Here is a 19,956-nt window from a genome sequence, read left to right as displayed (position 1 = left end):
AGCGGAAACTAATCACCAGTGGGCGGGGCCGCACGCGCCCGGCGCCGTCGCGGGCTCCACCTGCAACGTGGCGTGTTCGATCGCGAACTCGTCGTGCAGGGTGTCCCGGGCGGCCGCGAGCACGCTGGCCACCTCGGCGGCCGGCTCGATCGTGAGATGCGCCGAGGCGACGTCCATGCCCGAGGTGAGCGTCCAGACATGCAGGTCGTGCACATCGCAGACCCCCGGCAGCGCGGCGAGCCGGGCCTGCACCGCGGGCACCTCCAGGTGCTCGGGGGCCGCCTGCACGAGGATCCGTACGGCCGCCCGGGCGAGGCGCCAGGTGCGGGGGAGGATGAAGAGGCCGACGGAGACGGCGATGATCGGGTCCGCGTACCACCATCCCGTCGTGGCGATCACCACCGCGGCGACGATGACCCCGACCGACCCGAGCAGGTCGCCCAACACCTCGAGGTACGCGCCGCGCACGTTGATGCTCTCCCGGGCGCCGGGACGCAGTAGCGCGAAGGCCACCAGATTGGCGAGGAGTCCGCCGACCGCGACGGCGAGCATCGGCCCGGCGAGCACGTGCGGCGGGTGGTCGAACCGGCGTACCGCCTCGACCAGCACGTAGACGGCCACCCCGAAGAGCAGCACCGCGTTCGCCAGGGCGGCGAGCACCTCCAGGCGGTAGAGCCCGAAGGTCCGCTGGGGGTCCTGCGCCGCGCGCCGGGTCGCGGTGATCGCGGCGAGGGCCATGGCGATGCCGAGGACGTCGGTGAACATGTGGCCGGCGTCGGAGAGCAGGGCGAGCGAGCCGGTCGCCCACGCGGCGGCCGCCTCGACGACCATGAAGGTGGCGAGCACGGCAACAGCTCCCCAGAGCCGGCCGCGATGCCGCTCGCCGGCCCGCGCCGCCTGCGCGCCATGGTCATGACCTGCGCCCACGCTCGCCCTCCGTCACTCACCCGCCGGATCGGCCGCGGTCGGCCAAACCATGCTCACATTGCTATGTGTGCAACCAATGGTACCTACCGGGTTCGTCGAGCCTGATATGCCCGCCCGGCAACCGGGTCCGCGGCCTGGAATGGGACATCCGCGTCATCAGGTATACAGTGACGCGGATGGATGGCGCGTGCCCCGCGCCGTCAGTGGAAGCCCCCGACCTGCAAGGGATACCCACCGTGCTGACCGGTCCACGTGTCGCCCTCGTCCTGGCCGCGGGGCTCGCCGCGGCCCTCACCGTCACGTCCGCGCCGGCCGGCGCCGCGCCCGCCCGCCCCGAGCCGCCGTTTCCGCGGACCATCGCGCTTCCCGCCGGGTTCCAGCCCGAGGGGATCGCGATCGGAGCGCTGCCCTACGCCTTCTTCGGTTCCCGCGCGACCGGCGCGATCTACCGGGCGAGCCTGGCGACCGGGGAGGGCGCCGTCATCAACGCGGGGTCGGGCACGCCGTCACTCGGCATGAAGCTCGATGCGCGTGGGCGGCTCTACGTCGCCGGCGGCAGTGGCGGCGACGGTCGCGTCGTCGACGGGGTCACCGGGGCGCTCCTCGCCAGCTACCGGTTCACCGCGTCGCCGAGCTTCGTCAACGACGTCGTGCTGACGCCGCGCGCGGCGTGGTTCACCGACTCCACCAATGCCGTCCTCTACCAGGTGCCGCTGGACCGCTCCGGCAGGCTGCCCGGTCCCGACGCGGTGGTGCGGCTGCCGCTGACCGGGGACATCGTCTACGGAGCGGGCATCAACGCCAACGGGATCGCCCGCACGCCGGACGGGCGCGGTCTGCTCGTCGTGCAGTCCAACACGGGCCGGCTCTTCCGCGTCGACCCGACCACCGGCGTCACCCGCGCCGTCGACCTCGGCGGCGAACTGCTCACCAACGGCGACGGGCTGCTCCTCCACGGGCACACGCTCCACGTCGTGCAGAACCGCCTGAACACCGTCGCGGTGCTGCGCCTCGACGACGCGGGCGTCCGTGGCCGGGTGATCTCCCGGCTCACCGACCCCCGGTTCGACGTGCCGACCACCGTCGCGGCGTACGGCCAGCGGCTCTACCTGCCCAACGCCCGCTTCACCACCCCGCCCACGTCGACCACGCCGTACTCCGTGGTCGCCATCGCGGATCGGTGACCCGCCGCAAGATCCGCGTGATCGCGCGGTCGTGCGCACGCCGCGCCGGCGCTACGCGCGAGTCAGTCCCTGATCACGCGGATCCTGGGGATCACATGGTCGCGTCGATGGTGGTCAGGCGCTGGGTGGCCCGGGACAGCGCCACATAGAGCGTGCGGACGCCGGCCGACGAATCGGCCCGGATCTCGGTCGGCGCGACGAGCACCACGCCGTCGTACTCCATGCCCTTGGCCTGCAGGCTGGTGACCACCTGCAGTCGCGGCCCGGCCAACTCGGCCAGCCAGCCGGCGATCTCGTCGCGGCGCGGCACCGGCGTGATCACCCCGACCGTCCCCGCCACCTCGGCGAGCATGGCGGCGGTGGCGTCGCGGACCGCCGCGGGCAGCCCGGTGGGCGTCACCCGCAGCTCGACCGGTGCCACGCCGGTGGAGCGGACCGCGGTCGGCAACGGCAGATCGGGGTGGACCTCGCGGATCACCGCCGCCGCGACGGCGAAGATCTCCGCGGAGTTGCGGTAGTTGGTGGTCAGGGCGTACTCGTGCCGGCGTCGTCGGCCCAGCGCCTTGTCCCGCGCCTGTGCCAGCTCGCCCGGGTTGCCGGTCCACGCCGTCTGCGCCGGATCGCCGACCACGGTCCAGGAGGCGAAGCTGCCCCGCCGCCCCAGCATCCGCCACTGCATCGGCGACACGTCCTGCTCCTCGTCGACCATGACGTGGGCGTACTCCCGATAGTCCTCCGGGCGCTGCACCGCCGCTCCGCGCGCCGCCCGCTCCCGGTCCGCGAAGGTGGTCACCTCGCGGATTCCGTCCCGGACGTGGAACGGGTCGCGCGTCCGGCTCGCGGGCTTCCGCGGACGCCCCATCAGCTCGTCCAGCTCGTCGAGGATCGCCACGTCGGCGATGGTCGGCCCCTGCGTGGCCAGCGACCGGTACGCCGCCGACAGCGCGCGGATCTCCGCGTTGGAGAGGATCCCCTCCGCGTACGCGCGCAGCCGCTCGGGACGGGCCAGCCAGCCGAGCACGTGACGCGGATGCAGCCGAGGCCACCACGCGCGCAGGAAGTCGCGGAAGTCGCCACGCTCCGACAGTTCGTCCTCGAACTCGGGCTGAGTCGGCAGACCCGTGGCGCGCAGCCCCCGCGCCTGCGCCCAGAGCGCGCGGAAGATGCCGTCGAACCCGGCCCGCCGTACCTCGTTGCGGCGGGCGCCGCGCGGCAGCGCGCGCTCCCGGATCGCGTCCAGCTCGGCCGGACCCAGCCGGAGAAGTTGGCCGCGGTAGAGCAGACGCAGCTCGGTCGGAGCATCGGGGACCGCGTCGCGCACCGCCCGCTCCAGCACGCGCCGCATCCGCAACGATCCCTTGATCGCGGCGATGTCGGCCGGGTCGGGACGGGTCGCCTCGAATCCGGGCACGAGCGAGCCGAGCGAGTGCAGCGTCGCGGCGTCCTCGCCGAGCGACGGCAGCACCGACGCGATGTACTCGACGAAGACGCCGGAGGGGCCGACGACCAGAATGCCGCCGCCCGCGAACCGGTTGCGGTCCGAGTAGAGCAGGTAGGCCGCACGGTGCAGGGCCACCGCGGTCTTGCCGGTGCCCGGCCCGCCGGAGACCACCGTGACTCCGGCGGCGGGCGAGCGGATCGCCTCGTCCTGCTCGCGTTGAATGGTCGAGACGATGTCGCGCATGCCCCGGCCCTTCGCCCGCGACAGGGCGGCGAGCAACGCGCCGTCACCGATCACGCGCATCCCGCTCGGCGCGGCGTCCGGGTCGAGCAGGTCATCCTCGACGCCCGTCACCCGTTCGCCGCTGGACTGGATCATGCGACGGCGCACCACGCCGCGCGGCTCGGCGGCGGTGGCCTGGTAGAAGGCGGCGGCGGCCGGCGCCCGCCAGTCGATCAACAGCGGTTCGGCCTTCTCGCCGCGCACGCCGAGCCGGCCCACGTGCAGCACCGCGCCCTCGCGCAGATCCAGGCGGCCGAAGACCAGCCCCTCGTGTTCGGCGTCGAGCACGTGTCGCCGCCGGGCGGCGTGGAAGACCATCGCGTCGCGCTCGACCAGCGCGCTGAAGTTGCCCACCCGGGCCTGCCGGTAGCTGTCCTTTTCCGCCCGCGCGGCCTCCAGCCGCAACTGGTCGAGGCGGGCGTAGACCCGGTCGACATGCTGTTGCTCGGCGGCGATCTCCTGTTGCAGGGTGGTGGCGTCGGTCAACGCGAAAGCTCCAGAGCGGTCGGTGGCGGGACGCGGTGGCGGCCCGCGAGGTGCGGCGGCGGCGGGGCCAGGCGACACCGGCGGCCAGAGCGAGGGTACGGGGCGCGGCGGCGATCGACACGCACGCTCCCCCGAAGTGCGTGATTGCCGACGCTCCGCCGGCAGGGCGGACCGGCCGTTAGGCCGGGGTCGGTTGACGTGCCACCGCGCGGCGGATCACGCCGGTCAGCGCGGCGGTCACCTCGTCGGGGCGTTCGAGCATGAGCATGTGACCGGCGCCGGGGCAGAGGGTCAATTCGGTGCCGGGCAGCGCCGCCGCGATCGACTCCCCGCACGGCGGCGGCGTGAGCCGGTCGCGGTCACCGACCAGAGCGGCCGCCGGTACGTCGCCGAGCGCGGCGAGGGTGTCCAGTCGTTGCTGTGCGCCGATCGACGTGCGGAAGCCCCCGATCGAGCGCAGCGAGGCGTGCGCCACCGCGCTGGTGGTGAGCCGGATGTCGTCCGGATCGCAGACGTCGCCGAAGAGGAGCCAGCGCAGCGTGGGGCGGAGTGCCCGCAGCAGCGGTCGGTGCGGGTACCACGATCCGCACCGGGCCAGCACGCCGGCGCCGGTGGTCTCGGCGAGCCGGATCAGCCGGGCCACCCGCGGGGAGAGCCCGTAGGCGGTGTGCGTGTGCCCCTCGGCGGTGGTGGCGACGAAGACCAGGCCGCTCACCCGTTCCGCGAACCCGTCCGGGTGCCGGTGGGCGTACTCCATGATCGACATCCCGCCCATGGAGTGCCCGGCCAGCACGACCGGCCCGGTCGGCACGACCTGACGCACGACCTCGGCGAGGTCCTCGCCGAGCTGACCCAGGGTGGCCGAGCGCAGTTGCGTCGAACTGGACCGGCCGTGCCCGCGGGCGTCGTACGCGACGATGCGTACCCCGTCGTTGAACTCCGCGCCGAGCGCCGCGATCTGCTTGTGCCACGTCCGGTGGTCGAGGGTCCAGCCGTGCAGCAGCACGAGGGTGATCGGGGCATCCGCGGGACCAGTGGACTCGACGTGCAGACGGACACCGTCCGGTAGTCGTACCGTGGTGTGGTCGGGCATGCTCACCTCCGCGTCGAGCCGGGGTTCCACGCGTACCCGCGGGTAGTAATCATGACTCGTATGTCGGCCGATCGGCACGTGAGACACGTTTTGTGGCCCTGACTTCCGGCACGGCCCGAGCCGCTCGTGGTCTACCCGGCGTCCCACGTTGTGAATCATCGACGTGAGAATTTTCGCAAGTCGCTTCCGCACACGGCCGCGGGACGCGACGCTGAGCGACATGTCGTCGTCACGCATCGAGATCACGCCCGCGTCGCTCGCCGCGCCCGTGCCGCCTCGCGATATCGTCGCCGATCGCCCCGGGCGGGCCGCGGGACCGGCCGAGGCGCTGGCCAACCTCCTCGCCGGCAACGAGCGCTTCGTCAACCGTCGCCCCCGCCATGGGCACTACGTCGCCGCCGCCGAGGCCGCCGCCTCCGGCGACCAGGAGCCGTCCGCCCTGGTGATGGGCTGCATCGACTCCCGCGTGCCGCTGGAGGCGATCTTCGATCAGACCTTCGGTTCGATCTGCGTGGCGCGCTCGGGCGGCCAGGTGCTCGACCGCGCCGTGCTCGGCTCGGTCGAGTTCGCGGTGGTCGAACTCGGCGTACCCCTGGTGGTCGTGCTCGGCCACGAGCGGTGCGGCGCGGTCGCCTCGACGGTCACCGCGCTGCGCACGGGGGAGCGGCCGGACGGTGCGCTCGGCTATCTCGTCGACGAGATAGCCCCGGCGGTCACCGAGGTCGGACTGGACGAGCCGGACGTGCAGGCGCTCGCCGTCCGCCGGCACGTGGCCCGGAGCGTGCTGCGGCTGCGCGCGGAGCAGCGGCTGGCTGCGGCGATCGCGACCGGCGGGCTGGATGTTGTCGGCGGGCTCTACAACCTCGACACGGGACGGGTCGAGCTGCTCGGCTGAGCGCGACCCGGCGTCCGGACCGGTGGAAACGCAGAGCGCCCCGCCACGGAGTGATCCGTGACGGGGCGCAGCGCTGTGGTGCGTCGCGGGGGCGCTCAGCCCTCGAAGACACCGGCCTCGACGAGGCGCTTCTCGGTGGTGTCCCAGCCGTCGCTGGGGTATTCGGCCGCCAGCACGTTGAGCTCGGCGCGGATCTTGTTGGCGTGGCCGGCAGCGGCCAGCACGCGGATCTCCTCGACGAAGGCCTCGGAGTCGGTGCGCAGGTGCGCGGTCTTGCCGTTGGTCAGGTTGCGCACGTAGGCGTGCTTGCCGCCGTTCAGCGGGATCACGTACTTGAACTCGCCGAGCACGCTCAGGGCGCCACCCTGACCGGCCTGGCCGGCGCGGACTGACGCGCGCGCGGTCTTTGAGGTGTTGCTCGCCACGGGGGTACTCCTTGCACGACTACGGGAATGGACAGGACGTCCGGAGGGCTGAGGAGGCGACACAAGTCGCCGACTGAACTTTACACGACCCCTCGGGGACGAAAACCCAGCCCATCCGGTGCTGTGAGAGACAACGACACGCCCCCTGCCGACATTCCGACCGGGCCAGTTTTGCGATTCCCTAGCGCACCATCCGTCACACAAGTCATCATGAGATGCGGAACCGCTTGGTGATCGAGGTCGTAGGGGAAGACGCACCTCGCTCTCCGGGAGGTCACCGTGCCAACGCGTGGCGTCGTATACGTCCACTCGACCCCGCTCGCCGTGTGCTCTCACGTCGAATGGGCGATCTCGCGCGTCCTCACCGCGCCGGTCAACCTGCACTGGACGGCCCAACCGGTCGATCCAAGCGCCCGTCGGGCGGAGTGCAGTTGGACCGGCCGGGCGGGGACGGGCGCCGAGCTGGCTGCTGCCCTCCGGCAGTGGCCCATGATCCGTTTCGAGGTCACCGAGGAGCCCAGCCCCGGTGTCGATGGCGAGCGGTTCATGTACGTACCGGGCCGAGGGCTGTTCCGTGCTGCCATGGGCGTGGCGGGGGACATCCAACTCGGCGAGGACCGGCTCCGCGCGCTGATGGCGGCGGCCCGCGCGCCCGAGGCGCTCGCGCACGCTCTCGACAAGGCGCTCGGCACCGCGTGGGACGCCGAACTCGAGCCCTACCGCTACGCCGGGGACGGCGCCCCGGTGACCCTCCTCACCCGGGTCGGCTGAGCCGTGCGCCCCTCAGGGTGGTGCCGTGCCCCGGATTAGGGGGAAACGGGAGCGGGCAGGTGGGCAGGGGAGCGCCCATCGGGGGAGGCATCTCCGGCCGGTCGGCCGTTGTGCCACGGTGCGCCGCCGACCCCGTGCGGGTTGCCGGCGGTCCCGTTCACCTGATGGGATGACCCTGTGCCGAACCCCCCGCGGCGCGCCATCGCCGCCATTACCCTCCTCGCCCTGCTGACCCTCTCCGGGTGCGCGAGCCGGCCGACCGCGTCCGACGGACCATCCACGCGCGGCGCCGCGACGCAGTCCGGTGATCCGGCCGCCCGCGCCGCCCGACTCGTAGGCACGCTCAGCGACGAGGATCTCGTCGGCCAGGTGCTGATGCCCTACGCGTACGGCAGTGCGGCCACCACGGTCTCGGCCGCCTCCGCCGCCGGCAACCGCAAGCTCGCCGGAGTCGACACCCCCGCCGAGATGGTCGCCAAATACCGCCTCGGCGGGCTGATCCTGGTCGGCTTCTCCGCCGACGACCCGACGGGAAAGAACCAGCCGACCAGCAACGTGGACAACCCGCAGCAGGTCCGGGCGCTCACCACCGGCCTGCAGGACGCCGCGGCCGCTCTCCCCACCGGCAAGGGCGCCGCGCCGCTGCTGGTCGGGACGGATCAGGAGTACGGGGTGGTCACCCGCATCCGCTCCGGGGTGACGGCGCTGCCCAGCGCGATGGCCTTCGGTGCCGCCGGCGACCCGACCCTGACCGAAGGCGCCTGGCGGGCGGCCGGCACGGAACTCGCCGCACTCGGCGTCAACCTCAACTTCGCCCCGGTCGCCGACGTGCTCGGCGCGCAGAGCGCCGTCATCGGCTCCCGCTCGTACGGCTCCGATCCCCGGGCCACCGCCGCACAGGTCGGCGCGGCGGTCCGCGGACTGGAGGGGGCCGGCGTCGCCGCCACCCTCAAACACTTCCCCGGCCACGGCCACACCGCGGCCGACTCGCACAAGGCGCTGCCGGTGCTCGCGCAGAACCGTCAGGCGCTCGACGCCCGTGACCTGCCGCCGTTCACCGCCGGAATCGACGCGGGCGCCTCGCTCGTCATGTCCGGCCACCTCGATGTGCGCGCCGTCGACCCGGGCACCCCGGCCACCTTCTCGCGCAAGCTCCTCACCGACGTGCTCCGAAACCAGATGGGGTTCAAGGGCGTCGTGGTGACCGACGGGATGAACATGGAACCGGCCATGCGCTGGCCCGCCGGCGAAGCGGCGGTCCGGGCGATCAACGCCGGCAACGACCTGCTGTTGATGCCGCCGGACGTGACGGGCGCGTACGACGGGCTGCTCGGCGCGCTGCGCGGCGGTGACCTGCCGCGGGAGCGGCTGGTCGACGCCGTCACCCACGTGCTGACGCTGAAGTTCCGGCTCGCCGCCGGGCACGCGCCGGAGATGTCCACGCTGAACAGCGCCGCCCACCGGGAGGTCGTGCAGCGGCTGGGCGCCGCCGCGATCAGCCAGCTGCGCGGGTCGTGCACGCAGACGGCCCTACGCGGACCGGTCACCGTCACCGCGTCGGCGGGGCGGGACGCGACCCGCCAACTGCTGACCGAGGCGCTGCGCGCGGCCGGCGCCAAGGTCGTCCCGACCGGCGGCACCAAGGTGCACCTCGTCGGGTACGGCGACACGGCGAAGGACCTGAGCCCGGACGCGGCGGTGACGGTGGCCATGGACACCCCGAACGTCCTCACGGGCGCGAAGTCCCCCGTGCTGCTCGCCACCTACTCGTCGAGCAGCGTGTCGATGTCGGCGCTCGCCTCCGTGCTCACCGGCAGAGCCACCGCGCCGGGGCGGTCACCGGTCGCCGTGCCGGGGCTCCCGGCGACGGTGTGCGCCAGCTGACCCGGCCACTGCGGTCGTGAGGTCGGTCACTGCCGGCCCTGATAGCGTTCCGCTGTCTGTCTGACCACAAGCGAACGGGGGAGACGCGGCATGGCCCGGCTCGAACCGGCACTCTCCGTCGTCGTGCCGATCTTCAACGAAGAGGCCGTGCTCCCGTTGTTCGCCGCACGGCTCCGGGCCGCCCTGGATTCCCTCGCCGAGGCGTACGAGGTGGTGGCCGTCGATGACGGCAGCACCGACGCCACCCCCGCGGTTCTCGCCGGGCTGCGCCGCGGCTGGCCGCAGCTACGCGTGGTCCGGTTGCGTCGCAACAGCGGCCACCAGGCCGCCCTGACCGCGGGCCTGTTCCGGGCCCGGGGCGCCTACGTCGCCAGCATCGACGCCGACCTGCAGGACCCGCCGGAGCTCCTCGCCGAGATGCTGCGGACCGCCCGGACCGGCGAGCTGGACGTCGTCTACGGCGTACGCAGCGATCGCTCCACCGACTCGCCGTTCAAGCGGGCGACCGCCGGGCTCTACTACCGCGTGGTGCGCCGGCTGGTCGGCAACAGCGTGCCCGCCCAGGCCGGTGATTTCCGGCTGCTCAGCCGGGCGACCGTCGAAGCGTTGCGGGAGCTTCCCGAACGCGGGCCGGTGCTGCGGCTCGTGGTGCCCTGGCTGGGCTTTCCCAGCGGCGAGGTCGACTACGTGCGGGAGCAACGGGCGGCGGGCCGGACCAAATACTCGCTCTCCCGGATGCTGCGGCTCGCGATGGACAGCATCACGAGCTTCTCCGCGGCGCCGCTGCGGGTGGCGACCTGGCTCGGCGTCGGCGGGGTCGTGCTCTGCAGCGCGATGCTCGTCGTCGCGTTCGTCGCGTACCTGGGTCACTACACCGTCGCGGGCTGGGCCTCGCTCTACGTCGCGGTGCTCTTCCTCGGCGCGGTGCAGCTGCTCTGCCTGGGGCTGCTCGGCGAGTACATCGCCCGGATCTACGTCGCCGTGCAGGGCCGGCCGAGCTACTTCATCGGCTCGGACAGCGACGACGCCACGGAGCACGCGCCGGTCGACGCCGCCGAGGACCCGCACGCCGACGACGTGCTGACGGTCACCACCACGCCCGGCCCGAGGACGCCTCGGTGACCGCGACACTCCCCGACGTCGCCGACCGCGACGCCGGACCGGCGACCCCCGCGTACGTCGCCGTCCACCGCTGGCTGCCGCTGGCCGTCGGGCTCAGCTACGTCGCCGGCGTGCTGCTCGTCGCCGGGACGTCCCCGCTCGACCTTGTCCGCTACGTGGCGTACATCCTCTTCGCCCTGATCCTGCCGGGCACGCTGGTCTACCGGTCGCTGCGCCGCCGGCCGCACACGCTCGTCGAGGACGTCGCGATGGGCGCCGCCGTCGGGCTCGTGCTCGAACTGCCGGCGTGGGCGCTGTTCAGCGCACTCGACCTGCGCGGGTGGCTGTGGCTCTGGCCGCTGTCGGTGGTGGCGGTCTTCGCGGCCGTGCCCCGACTGCGCCGGCACTGGGTGGTACGCGGCTACGCCGCGACGCCGCTCGGCTGGTCCTGGTCGGTGGCGGGCGTGGTCGCGTTCTTCACGACCTACCTGTCCTACACCTTCCTCGAGCGAAATCCGATCCTGCCGAGTTCGGACGAGACCCGGCAGTACCTGGACCTCGCCTACCAGCTCTCCCTCGCCGGTGAGGCCAAGCACCAGTTGCCGATCCACGTGCCGCAGGTCGCGGCGGAGCCGCTCAACTACCACTGGTTCGGCTACGTCCACATGGCCGCGACCAGCCTGATCGGCCACATCGACCTGCCCGTCGTGGCGCTGCGGCTGACCATCCCCGCGCTCTGCGCCGCGGCGATCGTGCTGACCGCGGTGCTGGGCTGGCGGGTCAGCGGTCGCCCGTACGTCGGCGCGGCCGCCGCGGCGCTCTTCTTCGTCATCGGCGAAACCAACTTCACCCACCCGGTGACGATGCCGTTCGGCACCCAGGCCTCGTTCGTCATCTGGCACGGCATGTCGATGATCTACAGCTGGGTGCTGTTGATCGCGCTCATCGCGGCACTGGCCGACGTCGTCGACCGGCGTGCGGACCGGCCGGTCGCGCCGATCGGCCGGGGCGCGTTCGTCCTCGCCGCCCTGCTGATGTTCGCATCGAGCGGGGCCAAGGCCAGCTCCGTCCCGGTCGTCGCGGTGGCACTGGCGATCACGGCGGTCGCGCTGCTGATCACCGAACGACGCATCCCATGGGCGGTCGTGGTGGCCGGCGTCCTCGCCGGGGCGGCGCAGCTCTTCGCCACAGCGGTGCTCTACCGCTTCCAGACCTACGGCGTGCAACTCGGGCCGTTCTGGAGTTTCGAGCGCTTCTGGGCGCAGCCGCCGGCCGGCTGGCCACGGCCACTGGTGATCGCCGCGGTGATCACGGCGTTCCTCATCAACATGCAGCTGCGGGTCGTCGGCGTCGTGGCGCTGATCCGGTCGCGGAGATGGCGGCTGGAGCCGGTGCAGTGGTTCCTGCTCGCCGGTGCGGTCGCCGGCCCCGGCCTGTACCTCGTCCTGTTGCAGTCCAGCGACGGCAACCAGTACTTCACCCGCGCCGGCTTCACATTCGGGGTCGTGATCTCCGCGTGGGGCTACGCGATGGTTCTCGAGCGGGCCGACCTCGACGCCCGGCAGAAGCGGGCGCTCGCCGGGTTCGCCGTAGCGCTCGCCGTGCTGCTCGTGCTGACCCAGCTGAGCTACGCCGGGTCGACGTCGTACACCACCTCGCTCGATCCGCTGATGCCGCTGCTGAAGTGGTCCGTGCTGCTCGCTGCGGCCGGGCTCGTCGCGGCGGCGGCCTGGCTGATGGCCCGGCGCGGCATCCCGGCCTTGCGGGGGCGGGGCGCGGTGGTCGCGCTGACCGCGGTCCTGGTGGTCGGCGCCCCCGGCCTGATCATGGACATGTACAAGTCGGTGCAGACGCCCAACGGCGGGGCGTACGCGACCGTGCCGATGCCGCTGTCCCGGATCGAGGCCGCCCGGTGGACGCGGGAGCACAGCTCGCCGCGGGACGTGGTCGCCACCAACGTGCACTGTCTGGCGATCCGCGACGGCTGGTGCGACCCGCGCTCCTTCTGGCTCAGCGCGTACGCGGAACGACGCGTGCTCGTCGAGGGCTGGGCGTTCGCGCCGCGGGTCGCCGCGCTGGGGCTGGGCCAGTTCTGGGACCAGGAGCTCCTGCGCCGCAACGACGAGGCGTTCACCGCCCCGACCGACGCGGGGCTGCGTGAGCTGCGCGACCGCCACGACGTGCGCTGGCTGGTCGTCGACCGTACGGTCGGCGTCGAGGCGCCGGAGCTGACGGCCCTGGCGCGGCTGCGCTTCGACAACGGCCGGATGGCCGTCTACGAACTGCCCTGACCCGCGTCAGGCGTCCCGCGTCGCCAGCACCGGCTCGCGCATCCGCATCATCCAGAAGCTCGACGGGATGCGGGTCGCGTCGTCGATGATCTCGCCGTCGACGTGGGTGAAGGACTCCCGGGCCAGGGCGACGAAGGCCTCCGGCTCCCGGACGTACTCGCCGCGGTCGTTCTTCGACATCCAGCGCGAGATCCGACCCTGCCGGGGTTCGTAGCAGGTGTCGACGGCGATCACGCGGCCGCCGGGGGCGAGCGCCTTCGCGGCCACCCGCAGCAGGTGCCGGGAGTCCTCGTCGGAGAGGTGGTGCAGCAGCCCGAGCAGAAGCACCGCGTTGGCCGGCGGAATCTCCGCCAGGTGCTGCTCGCCGAAGACCTCGCAGCGGAACTCGGCGCGGTCGCCCCACCGCTTGCGCGCCCAGTCGATGTAGCGCGGCGCGGTGTCGAAACCGAAGTAGTTGACCCGGGGGAGGCGCTCGAAATAGTAGGCCGGGCCGCAGCCGACGTCGATCACCGTGTCGCCCTCGGCGAGGCCGAGCTCGTCGAGGCAGCGGTAGCGCAGCCGGTCCGCGCCGAGACCGCGCTGCAGCGCGACATAGAGCGGGACATGGCCGAGCAGGCTCTTCACCGCTGCCAACATCTGACTCTCCTTACGGGGGTGCCGGGTGGCCGACCGTGGGGCGGCGCGGGGGAACCTATCACCGTGCGGGGTCGCCGCGCTCAGATCGGCCGGTGGGCGCGGAGCATCAGCGACACCCCGGGCAGGGACCTGACCGGCAGGTAGCGTTCGGCGGCGATGATCGTGGTCAGGCCGAGGTTGACCAGACCGGGCAGCTCGTCCAGGTCGCTGCCGGTGGACTTGCGCCGCCGCCACGCCGCGACCGGGCGGAGCAGCACGTTCCAGCTCCACAGCTCGTCGACCACCAGGCCGGCCTTTTCGAGCACCGTCGTCAGCGTCGCGCGGTCGTAGCGGCGGACGTGTCCGACCGCCACGTCGTGCGCGGACCAGAGCTTCATGTCGCACGGTACGGCGATGAGCGCCGTGCCCCCCGGGCGCAGCGCCCGACGGATCTCGGCCGCCGCCAGATGGTCCTCCTCGATGTGCTCGAGGATGTCGAAGGCGACGACCAGGTCGAGGCTGGCCGAGGGGAGCGGCAGGAACCGCGCGTCGGCGCGGATGACGTCGAGTCCGCGTTCGGCCGCCACCTCGGCACCGTCCTGGCTGTATTCCAGTGCCACCGGTCGCCAGCCGTGCGCGCGCAGCACGCGGGTGTTGCCGCCGCCCGCCGCGCCGATGTCGAGGGCCCGGCCCGGTTGCTGTCCGGCCGCGCTGAGCCGCCGCAGCGCCCGCGCCAGCAGCGCCCGGCGCTCCCGGTACCACCAGTGGGTGTCCTCGAGAGCGGCGAGCTTGCGGATCTCGGTGGCTTCCACGCGTACTCCTGAAGTCGGGGCGGTCCCTACCTTAACGGCGGGCGCGCCGGCGGTGGCGCCGCGCATGCAAGATCCGCGTGATCAGGGGCCGCCGCCATGGGCGGGCCGGCGACTCGCCGGACGTACTCCCTGATCACGCGGATCTTGAGGGTGGGTCAGAGCGGGATGTTGCCGTGCGCGCCGCGGGCGGCCGGAGCGCCGGCGATGGCGTCCGCGATCCGGCGACGGGTCTCCGCCGGCTTGATCACGTCATCCACGACACCGATCTCCAGCGCCCGGTTGACACCACCGGCGATCTGCGTCTGCTCCTCGATCAACTGCGCGCGCAGCGCCTCCCGCTCCTCGTGCGGGGCCGCGGCGAGCTTCTTGCGGTGCAGGATGTTGACCGCCGCGGACGCGCCCATCACCGCGACCTCCGCGTTCGGCCAGGCGAAGACCGCGGTCGCGCCGAGCGAACGGGAGTTCATCGCGATGTACGCGCCGCCGTATGCCTTGCGGGTCACCAGCGTCACGCGGGGAACGACCGCCTCCGCGAAGGCGTGCAGCAGCTTCGCGCCGCGGCGCACCACGCCGTCCCACTCCTGGCCCAGCCCCGGCAGGTAGCCCGGCACGTCGACCAGCACGATCAGCGGCACGCCCAGCGAGTCACACATCCGCACGAAGCGCGCCGCCTTCTCCGCGCTGGACGCGTCGAGGCAGCCGCCGAGGCGCAGCGGGTTATTGGCGATGACGCCGACCGTACGGCCGGCGAAGCGACCCAGCGTGGTCACCACGTTCGGCGCCCACTTGGCGTGCAACTCCACACCCGGGGCGTCCAGCAACGCCTTCACCACCGGCTTGACGTCGTACGCCCGGTTGTTCTCCGCCGGCATCTGCGCGGAGAGGTCGTGCCCCTCCTCGTCGACGGCCGGGATGTCGGCGGGGGTGATGCGCCCCTGCCGACCGAGCAGCGCGGCGAGCTTACGCGCCTCGGCCAGCGCAGACTCGTCGTCCTTCGTCGTCACGTGCACGACGCCGGAACGACGCCCGTGCGGCTCCGGACCGCCGAGACGCTCCATGTCGACCTGCTCGCCGGTGACGCTGCGGACGACCTCGGGACCGGTAACGAAGATGCGCCCCGCGGCACTCATGATCACGATGTCGGTCAGCGCCGGGCCGTACGCCGCCCCGCCGGCGGCCGGGCCGAGCACGACCGAGATCTGCGGCACCCGCCCCGAGGCGCGGACCATCGCCGCGAAGACCTGCCCGACCGCGTCGAGCGCGACGACGCCCTCGGCCAGCCGTGCCCCGCCGGAGTGCCAGAGCCCGAGAACCGGGATCCGCTCGCGGACCGCGGTGTCGATCGCGTCGACGACGTGCCGGCACCCGTCGGTGCCCATCGCCCCGCCCATCCTGGTCGCGTCGGTGGCGTAGGCGATCGCGGGCGTGCCGTCGATCTCACCACGCGCCCAGAGCACGCCGGAGGTGTCGGGGGACATCAGCAGGCGCAGCGATCCCGCGTCGAAGAGCGCGCGGAGCCGCACCTCGGGATCGCGGTAATCCGTAGTGGACTGATCAGCGCTGACAGTGGTACTCACGGCAGCAGCCTCCAAATTCGTGCCTCAGGCCCGCGTGAAGACGAGAGCCACGTTGTGGCCGCCGAAGCCGAACGAGTTGTTCAGGGCGGCGGGGATATCCATGTGACGCGCCTTGTGGGCGGCCACGTCCAGGTCGAGACCGTCGTCGGGATCGTCGAGGTTGATCGTCGGCGGCACGACGCTGTCGCGGATCGAGAGGATCGTCGCGATCGACTCCAGCGCGCCCGCCGCGCCCAGCAGGTGGCCGGACATCGACTTGGTGGCGGTCAGCACCGGGTGGGTTCCCACCGCGGCGCGCAGTGCGGCGATCTCGGCCATGTCACCGACCGGGGTCGATGTCGCGTGGGCGTTGACATGGGCGATGTCCGTCCGGGAGATCCCGGCATCGGCGATCGCCTTCGCGATCGCCCGGATGGCGCCGAGCCCTTCCGGGTGCGGCTGCACGATGTCGTACCCGTCGGAGGTCAGACCGGCCCCGGCGAGCCGGGCGTAGACGCGGGCGCCGCGCGCGGCGGCGTGGTCGGCGCGTTCCAGCACGAGCACCCCGGCCCCCTCGCCGAGTACGAAGCCGTCGCGCGCCTTGTCCCACGGGCGCGAGGCCTTCTCGGGCTCGTCGTTGCGGGTCGACATGGCCCGCATCGCGGCGAACCCGGCGATCGGCAGCGGGTGGATGACCGCCTCCGTGCCGCCGGCGACGACGACGTCGGCCCGGCCGGCGCGGATCATGTCGAGACCGAGCGCGATCGCCTCGGCCCCGGTGGCGCATGCGCTGGCGACGGAGTGCACCCCGGCCTGCGCGCCCAACTCCAGACCGACCCACGCGGCCGGCCCGTTCGGCATGAGCATCGGCACGGTGTGCGGGGAGACCCGTCGCGGGCCGGACGCCTCCAGGATGTCGTCCTGGGCGAGCAGCGTCTGTGCGCCGCCGATGCCCGAGCCGATGCTGACGGCCAACCGTTCCTTGTCGAGCCCGGCCTCGGCCAGCCCCGCGTCGGCCCACGCCTGGTGGGCGGCGATCAGGGCGATCGCCTCCGAGCGGTCGAGGCGGCGCAGCTTGACCCGGTCGAGCACCTCGCTCGGATCGACCGCCAGCTCGGCGCCGATCCGGACCGGAAGCTGGGCCGCCCACTCCGGGGTGAGCGGACCCACCCCGGAGCGGCCGGCGAGCATCGCGTCCCAGGTCGACGCGACATCCCCGCCGAGCGGGGTGGTCGCGCCGAGCCCGGTGACGACAACGTCAACCATCGTCACGCCTGCGCCTCGATGTAGGCGACCGCGTCTCCCACGGTCTTGAGGTTCTGCACCTCGCTGTCCGGGATCTTCACGCCGAACTTCTCCTCGGCCGCGACCACGACCTCGACCATCGACAGCGAGTCGACGTCCAGGTCGTCGGTGAACGACTTCTCCGCCGCCACGTCGTCCGGGTTCACGCCGGCAACCTCTTCGAGGATCTCGGCGAGGCCGGCGGTGATCTCGTCACGGGTCATTGGGGTTGGTTCCTCTCCAGATGGATGGTGTTGGGATGCGGGCAGCCGTGCCCGTCGGACGCCGGCCACAGCGGCCGGCGCGACGTCATGGGCAGCGGACGACCTGCCCGGCGTAGGTGAGGCCACCGCCGAAGCCGAAGAGCAGCACCGGGGCGCCCGCGGGCACCTCCCGCCGCTCGACCAGCTTGGACAGGGCCAGCGGCACGCTGGCCGCGGAGGTGTTGCCGGACTCGACGATGTCCTTCGCGATCACCGCCTGGGGGATGCCGAGGCGCTTGGCGATGCCGTCGATGATCCGGCCGTTGGCCTGGTGCGGCACGAACGCGGCGAGCTCCTCCGGCGCGACGCCGGCCCGTTCGCAGGCCTGCAGCGCCAGCGGGGCGAGGGCCGTGGTGGCCCAGCGGAACACCGCCTGCCCCTCCTGCTGGATGTAGGGGCGCCAGCCCTCGATCCGTACCGCGTCGCTCTTCTCCGGCACCGAGCCCCAGATGACCGGGCCGACCCCGGCCGGCTCGTCGTCGGCCGTGGCGGTGACCACCGCGGCGCCCGCGCCGTCGCCGAAGATGATGCAGGTCGAGCGGTCGGTCCAGTCGGTGAAGTCGGAGAGCTTCTCGGCCCCGATCACGATGGCGTTGCGCGCGGCGCCGGCCCGGATCGCGTGGTCGACCGTGCCCAGCGCGTACGAGAAGCCCGAGCAGGCGGTGTTGATGTCGAAGGCGCCGGGGGCGGTGATGCCCAGCTTCGCCGCCACCCGGCACGCCACGTTGGGGCTGCGGTCGACGGATGTGCAGGTCGCGACCACGACCAGGTCGATGTCGCCGGCCGTGAGCCCGGAGTTGGCGAGCGCCTTGCCGGCGGCCGCGGCCGCCATGTCGGCGACCGTCTCGCTGTCGGCGATGCGTCGGGTGGCGATGCCCACCCGGTCGCGGATCCACTCGTCGTTGGTGTCGACCATCTGGGCGAGCTCGTCGTTGGTGAGTACGCGGGAGGGCTGGTAGTGCCCCATCGCGACGATGCGGGAACCGGTCACAGTAGGTGTCCTCCGATGCGGGCGAGCGGCTGGCCCGGCGCGACCGGGTCGTCGTGGTGGGCCAGCCATTCGGTGAGCACCCCGGCCTGGTGCGCGGCGACGTCGACGGCGCCCTGCCGGGTGGCCACGTGGCCGATCACCTGTCCGGCGCGGAGCGTGTCGCCCTCGGCGAGGCCGGGGGCGGGCTCGAAGGTGCCGGCGCTGGCGGAGACCACCACGCGGAACTGCATTGTCGGCTCGTGGCTCGGAGCCATGCCGTGCCGGGCGATCAGGTCGCGGGCGGCGGGTAGGTCGTCGGGCGTGTTGAGCGTGACGATCTCGGGCGGGTTGCCGCCCTTGAGCTCGCGCTTGACCAGGCCGGCGAGGGTGCCCGCCGGTGGCAGCTCGATCACGGCGGTGACGCCGAGGTCGGCGAGGTTGCGCATGCACAGGTCCCAGCGGACCGGCGCGGTCACCTGGCGAACCAGTCGCTGCAGCAGCTCACGGCCATGGTTGACCGCGGATCCGTCCAGGTTGGAGAGCAGGATCTTGCTCGGGTCGGTGGGGGTGATCCCGGCGGCGACGGCCGCGAGCGCCTCCTCGGCCGGGGCCATGTACGGGGTGTGGAACGCGCCGGCGACCTGCAGGGTGATCACGCGCGCCTTGGCCGGCGGGTCGGCGGCGAGCTTCTCCAGGCGGTCGACGGCGCCGGCGGCGACGATCTGACCGGCGCCGTTACGGTTGGCCGGGTGCAGCCCGTGGGCCTCGATCGCGGCGAGCACCTCGTCGGGGTCGCCACCGAGAATGGCGGCCATCCCGGTCGGTTCGAGGGCGCACGCGGCGGCCATCTCGCGGCCGCGTACTCCGGCGAGGGTGATCGCCGCCTCGGCGGGGAGCACGTCGGCGAGCGCGGCCGCGCCGAGCTCACCGACGCTGTGCCCGGCGGTCACCGCGACGTCGTACATCGGCAGGTGTTCGGCGGCGAGCAGGGCGGCGGCGACCAGCAGCGGCTGGGTCCGGGCGGTGTCCTTGATCTCGTCAGCGTCGGCCCGGGTGCCGAGGTGCACCAGATCGACGCCGGCGAGCGCGGACCACCAGCGGAGCCGGGCCTCGGCGCCGTGAAGGTCGAGCCATGGAGTGAGGAAGCCGGGCTTCTGGGAACCCTGGCCTGGGGAGAGTACGGCGAGCACGTTTAGCACTCTTCCTGATACTGGTGGGTCACCTGTGTGCTGCTCGGCACCAAACCACACTACGGGAGTTGTGGAGATCCTACAAAGATCGTTAGAGGTCATCGCCCTTATGTGCGTTTTGTAGCCGAAGGGGTGGGTCAGGGCTGGGTTGCGGCGGACGGCGCCGCCGGATCGAGCCGCCCGATTGTCAGCGCCACGCGCAACGCGAAAGCGTCGCGGGGGCTGAGCGGGGAGAAACCGGTGACATCGGCGATCCGCCGCAACCGGTAGCGCACGGTGTTGGGATGGACGAAGAGGGCGCGCGCCGCGCTCTCCAGCACCCCGCCGGCGGCGAAGAACGCGTCGAGCGTCTCCAGCAGTTCGCCACCCGCGCGCGCCAGCGACCCGTACACGTCCTGGCGCAGCGTGCGCCGGGCTTCGGTGTCCCCGGCGAGCGCCCGCTCGGGCAGCAGGTCGACCGCCGCGACCGGGCGGGGCGCGGCCGGC

Annotated in this window: 18 protein-coding genes; 6 read left to right on the top strand and 12 right to left on the bottom strand. The window is 72.8% G+C overall.

Annotated elements, in window-relative coordinates; all coding sequences use genetic code 11:
• Positions 1 to 12: 12 nt before the first annotated feature.
• Entirely contained in the window at positions 13 to 927 is a 915-nt protein-coding gene (locus tag AB0J06_RS12875; protein ID WP_357427829.1) for a cation diffusion facilitator family transporter, read from the bottom strand.
• A 236-nt stretch (positions 928 to 1,163) separates the two neighbouring features.
• Here AB0J06_RS12875 and AB0J06_RS12870 point away from each other — a divergent pair, with 236 nt between their 5' ends.
• Complete coding sequence (locus AB0J06_RS12870) at positions 1,164 to 2,111, top strand: superoxide dismutase (RefSeq protein WP_357427827.1); 948 nt, start codon at positions 1,164 to 1,166, stop codon at positions 2,109 to 2,111.
• Between the two features lie 91 nt (positions 2,112 to 2,202).
• On the opposite strand, the gene AB0J06_RS12865 is transcribed toward AB0J06_RS12870, so the two are convergent.
• Positions 2,203 to 4,320 (bottom strand): AAA family ATPase, encoded by a 2,118-nt coding sequence (locus AB0J06_RS12865; protein WP_357427825.1) that lies wholly within the window; start codon positions 4,318 to 4,320, stop codon positions 2,203 to 2,205.
• A 178-nt stretch (positions 4,321 to 4,498) separates the two neighbouring features.
• On the bottom strand, positions 4,499 to 5,413 hold the full coding sequence (locus AB0J06_RS12860) for an alpha/beta hydrolase (protein WP_357427823.1): 915 nt from the start codon (positions 5,411 to 5,413) through the stop codon (positions 4,499 to 4,501).
• Positions 5,414 to 5,633: 220 nt separating this feature from the next.
• Between AB0J06_RS12860 and AB0J06_RS12855 the strand changes: the two genes are divergently transcribed.
• Positions 5,634 to 6,308 carry a carbonic anhydrase gene (locus AB0J06_RS12855; RefSeq protein WP_357427821.1) on the top strand — a complete coding sequence of 225 codons (675 nt, stop codon included), beginning with the start codon at positions 5,634 to 5,636 and terminating at the stop codon, positions 6,306 to 6,308.
• Positions 6,309 to 6,403: 95 nt separating this feature from the next.
• Here the strand turns inward: AB0J06_RS12855 and AB0J06_RS12850 are convergent, their stop codons facing one another.
• Positions 6,404 to 6,733, bottom strand: a complete 330-nt coding sequence (locus AB0J06_RS12850) for a hypothetical protein (protein WP_357427819.1) — start codon at positions 6,731 to 6,733, stop codon at positions 6,404 to 6,406.
• A 279-nt stretch (positions 6,734 to 7,012) separates the two neighbouring features.
• On the opposite strand from AB0J06_RS12850, the gene AB0J06_RS12845 reads away from it, so the two are divergent.
• The 4 genes from AB0J06_RS12845 to AB0J06_RS12830 all read left to right on the top strand — a co-directional run bounded on the left by AB0J06_RS12845 (position 7,013) and on the right by AB0J06_RS12830 (position 12,780).
• The gene (locus AB0J06_RS12845; protein WP_357427817.1) at positions 7,013 to 7,504 is read left to right on the top strand and encodes a DUF3145 domain-containing protein; all 492 of its coding nucleotides are present in this window, start codon (positions 7,013 to 7,015) and stop codon (positions 7,502 to 7,504) included.
• A 177-nt stretch (positions 7,505 to 7,681) separates the two neighbouring features.
• A complete protein-coding gene (locus tag AB0J06_RS12840; protein ID WP_357427815.1) occupies positions 7,682 to 9,388 on the top strand; it encodes a glycoside hydrolase family 3 protein in 1,707 nt (568 codons plus the stop codon).
• A gap of 90 nt (positions 9,389 to 9,478) precedes the next feature.
• Positions 9,479 to 10,510, top strand: coding sequence for a glycosyltransferase family 2 protein (locus AB0J06_RS12835; protein ID WP_357427813.1), 1,032 nt, complete (start codon positions 9,479 to 9,481; stop codon positions 10,508 to 10,510).
• Positions 10,507 to 12,780 carry a hypothetical protein gene (locus tag AB0J06_RS12830; protein ID WP_357427811.1) on the top strand — a complete coding sequence of 758 codons (2,274 nt, stop codon included), beginning with the start codon at positions 10,507 to 10,509 and terminating at the stop codon, positions 12,778 to 12,780. The genes AB0J06_RS12835 and AB0J06_RS12830 overlap by 4 nt, the downstream gene beginning before the upstream one ends.
• A gap of 6 nt (positions 12,781 to 12,786) precedes the next feature.
• On the opposite strand, the gene AB0J06_RS12825 is transcribed toward AB0J06_RS12830, so the two are convergent.
• From AB0J06_RS12825 to AB0J06_RS12790, 8 genes are all read right to left on the bottom strand, one after another.
• Positions 12,787 to 13,416, bottom strand: a complete 630-nt coding sequence (locus AB0J06_RS12825; protein ID WP_357427809.1) for a class I SAM-dependent methyltransferase — start codon at positions 13,414 to 13,416, stop codon at positions 12,787 to 12,789.
• Positions 13,417 to 13,496: 80 nt separating this feature from the next.
• Positions 13,497 to 14,207, bottom strand: a complete 711-nt coding sequence (locus tag AB0J06_RS12820; protein ID WP_357427807.1) for a class I SAM-dependent methyltransferase — start codon at positions 14,205 to 14,207, stop codon at positions 13,497 to 13,499.
• 155 nt (positions 14,208 to 14,362) lie between these two features.
• Complete coding sequence (locus AB0J06_RS12815) at positions 14,363 to 15,784, bottom strand: carboxyl transferase domain-containing protein (RefSeq protein ID WP_357427805.1); 1,422 nt, start codon at positions 15,782 to 15,784, stop codon at positions 14,363 to 14,365.
• A 24-nt stretch (positions 15,785 to 15,808) separates the two neighbouring features.
• Complete coding sequence (gene fabF / locus AB0J06_RS12810) at positions 15,809 to 17,035, bottom strand: beta-ketoacyl-ACP synthase II (RefSeq protein WP_357427803.1); 1,227 nt, start codon at positions 17,033 to 17,035, stop codon at positions 15,809 to 15,811.
• Positions 17,032 to 17,271, bottom strand: a complete 240-nt coding sequence (locus AB0J06_RS12805; RefSeq protein WP_357427801.1) for an acyl carrier protein — start codon at positions 17,269 to 17,271, stop codon at positions 17,032 to 17,034. The genes fabF and AB0J06_RS12805 overlap by 4 nt, the downstream gene beginning before the upstream one ends.
• Before the next feature lie 85 nt (positions 17,272 to 17,356).
• The gene (locus AB0J06_RS12800; RefSeq protein WP_357427799.1) at positions 17,357 to 18,301 is read right to left on the bottom strand and encodes a beta-ketoacyl-ACP synthase III; all 945 of its coding nucleotides are present in this window, start codon (positions 18,299 to 18,301) and stop codon (positions 17,357 to 17,359) included.
• A complete protein-coding gene (locus AB0J06_RS12795) occupies positions 18,298 to 19,470 on the bottom strand; it encodes an acyltransferase domain-containing protein (protein ID WP_357427797.1) in 1,173 nt (390 codons plus the stop codon). The genes AB0J06_RS12800 and AB0J06_RS12795 overlap by 4 nt, the downstream gene beginning before the upstream one ends.
• Positions 19,471 to 19,607: 137 nt before the next feature.
• Positions 19,608 to 19,956, bottom strand: a 349-nt coding sequence (locus AB0J06_RS12790) for a helix-turn-helix domain-containing protein (RefSeq protein ID WP_357427795.1), incomplete at its 5' end; no start/stop codon positions are given.

The organism is Micromonospora sp. NPDC049679 (assembly GCF_040659735.1).
Lineage (GTDB): Bacteria > Actinomycetota > Actinomycetes > Mycobacteriales > Micromonosporaceae > Micromonospora_I.
Note: the sequence above shows the minus strand (reverse complement) of the source record. Positions and strands in the feature narration are given on the sequence as shown.

Bases quoted from the DNA above. Each gene is read 5' to 3' on its own strand.
- AB0J06_RS12825 (WP_357427809.1), bottom strand. From the start codon at position 13,416: ATGTTGGCAGCGGTGAAGAGCCTGCTCGGCCATGTCCCGCTCTATGTC.
- AB0J06_RS12855 (WP_357427821.1), top strand. From the start codon at position 5,634: ATGTCGTCGTCACGCATCGAGATCACGCCCGCGTCGCTCGCCGCGCCC.
- AB0J06_RS12860 (WP_357427823.1), bottom strand. From the start codon at position 5,413: ATGCCCGACCACACCACGGTACGACTACCGGACGGTGTCCGTCTGCAC.
- AB0J06_RS12835 (WP_357427813.1), top strand. From the start codon at position 9,479: ATGGCCCGGCTCGAACCGGCACTCTCCGTCGTCGTGCCGATCTTCAAC.
- AB0J06_RS12805 (WP_357427801.1), bottom strand. From the start codon at position 17,271: ATGACCCGTGACGAGATCACCGCCGGCCTCGCCGAGATCCTCGAAGAG.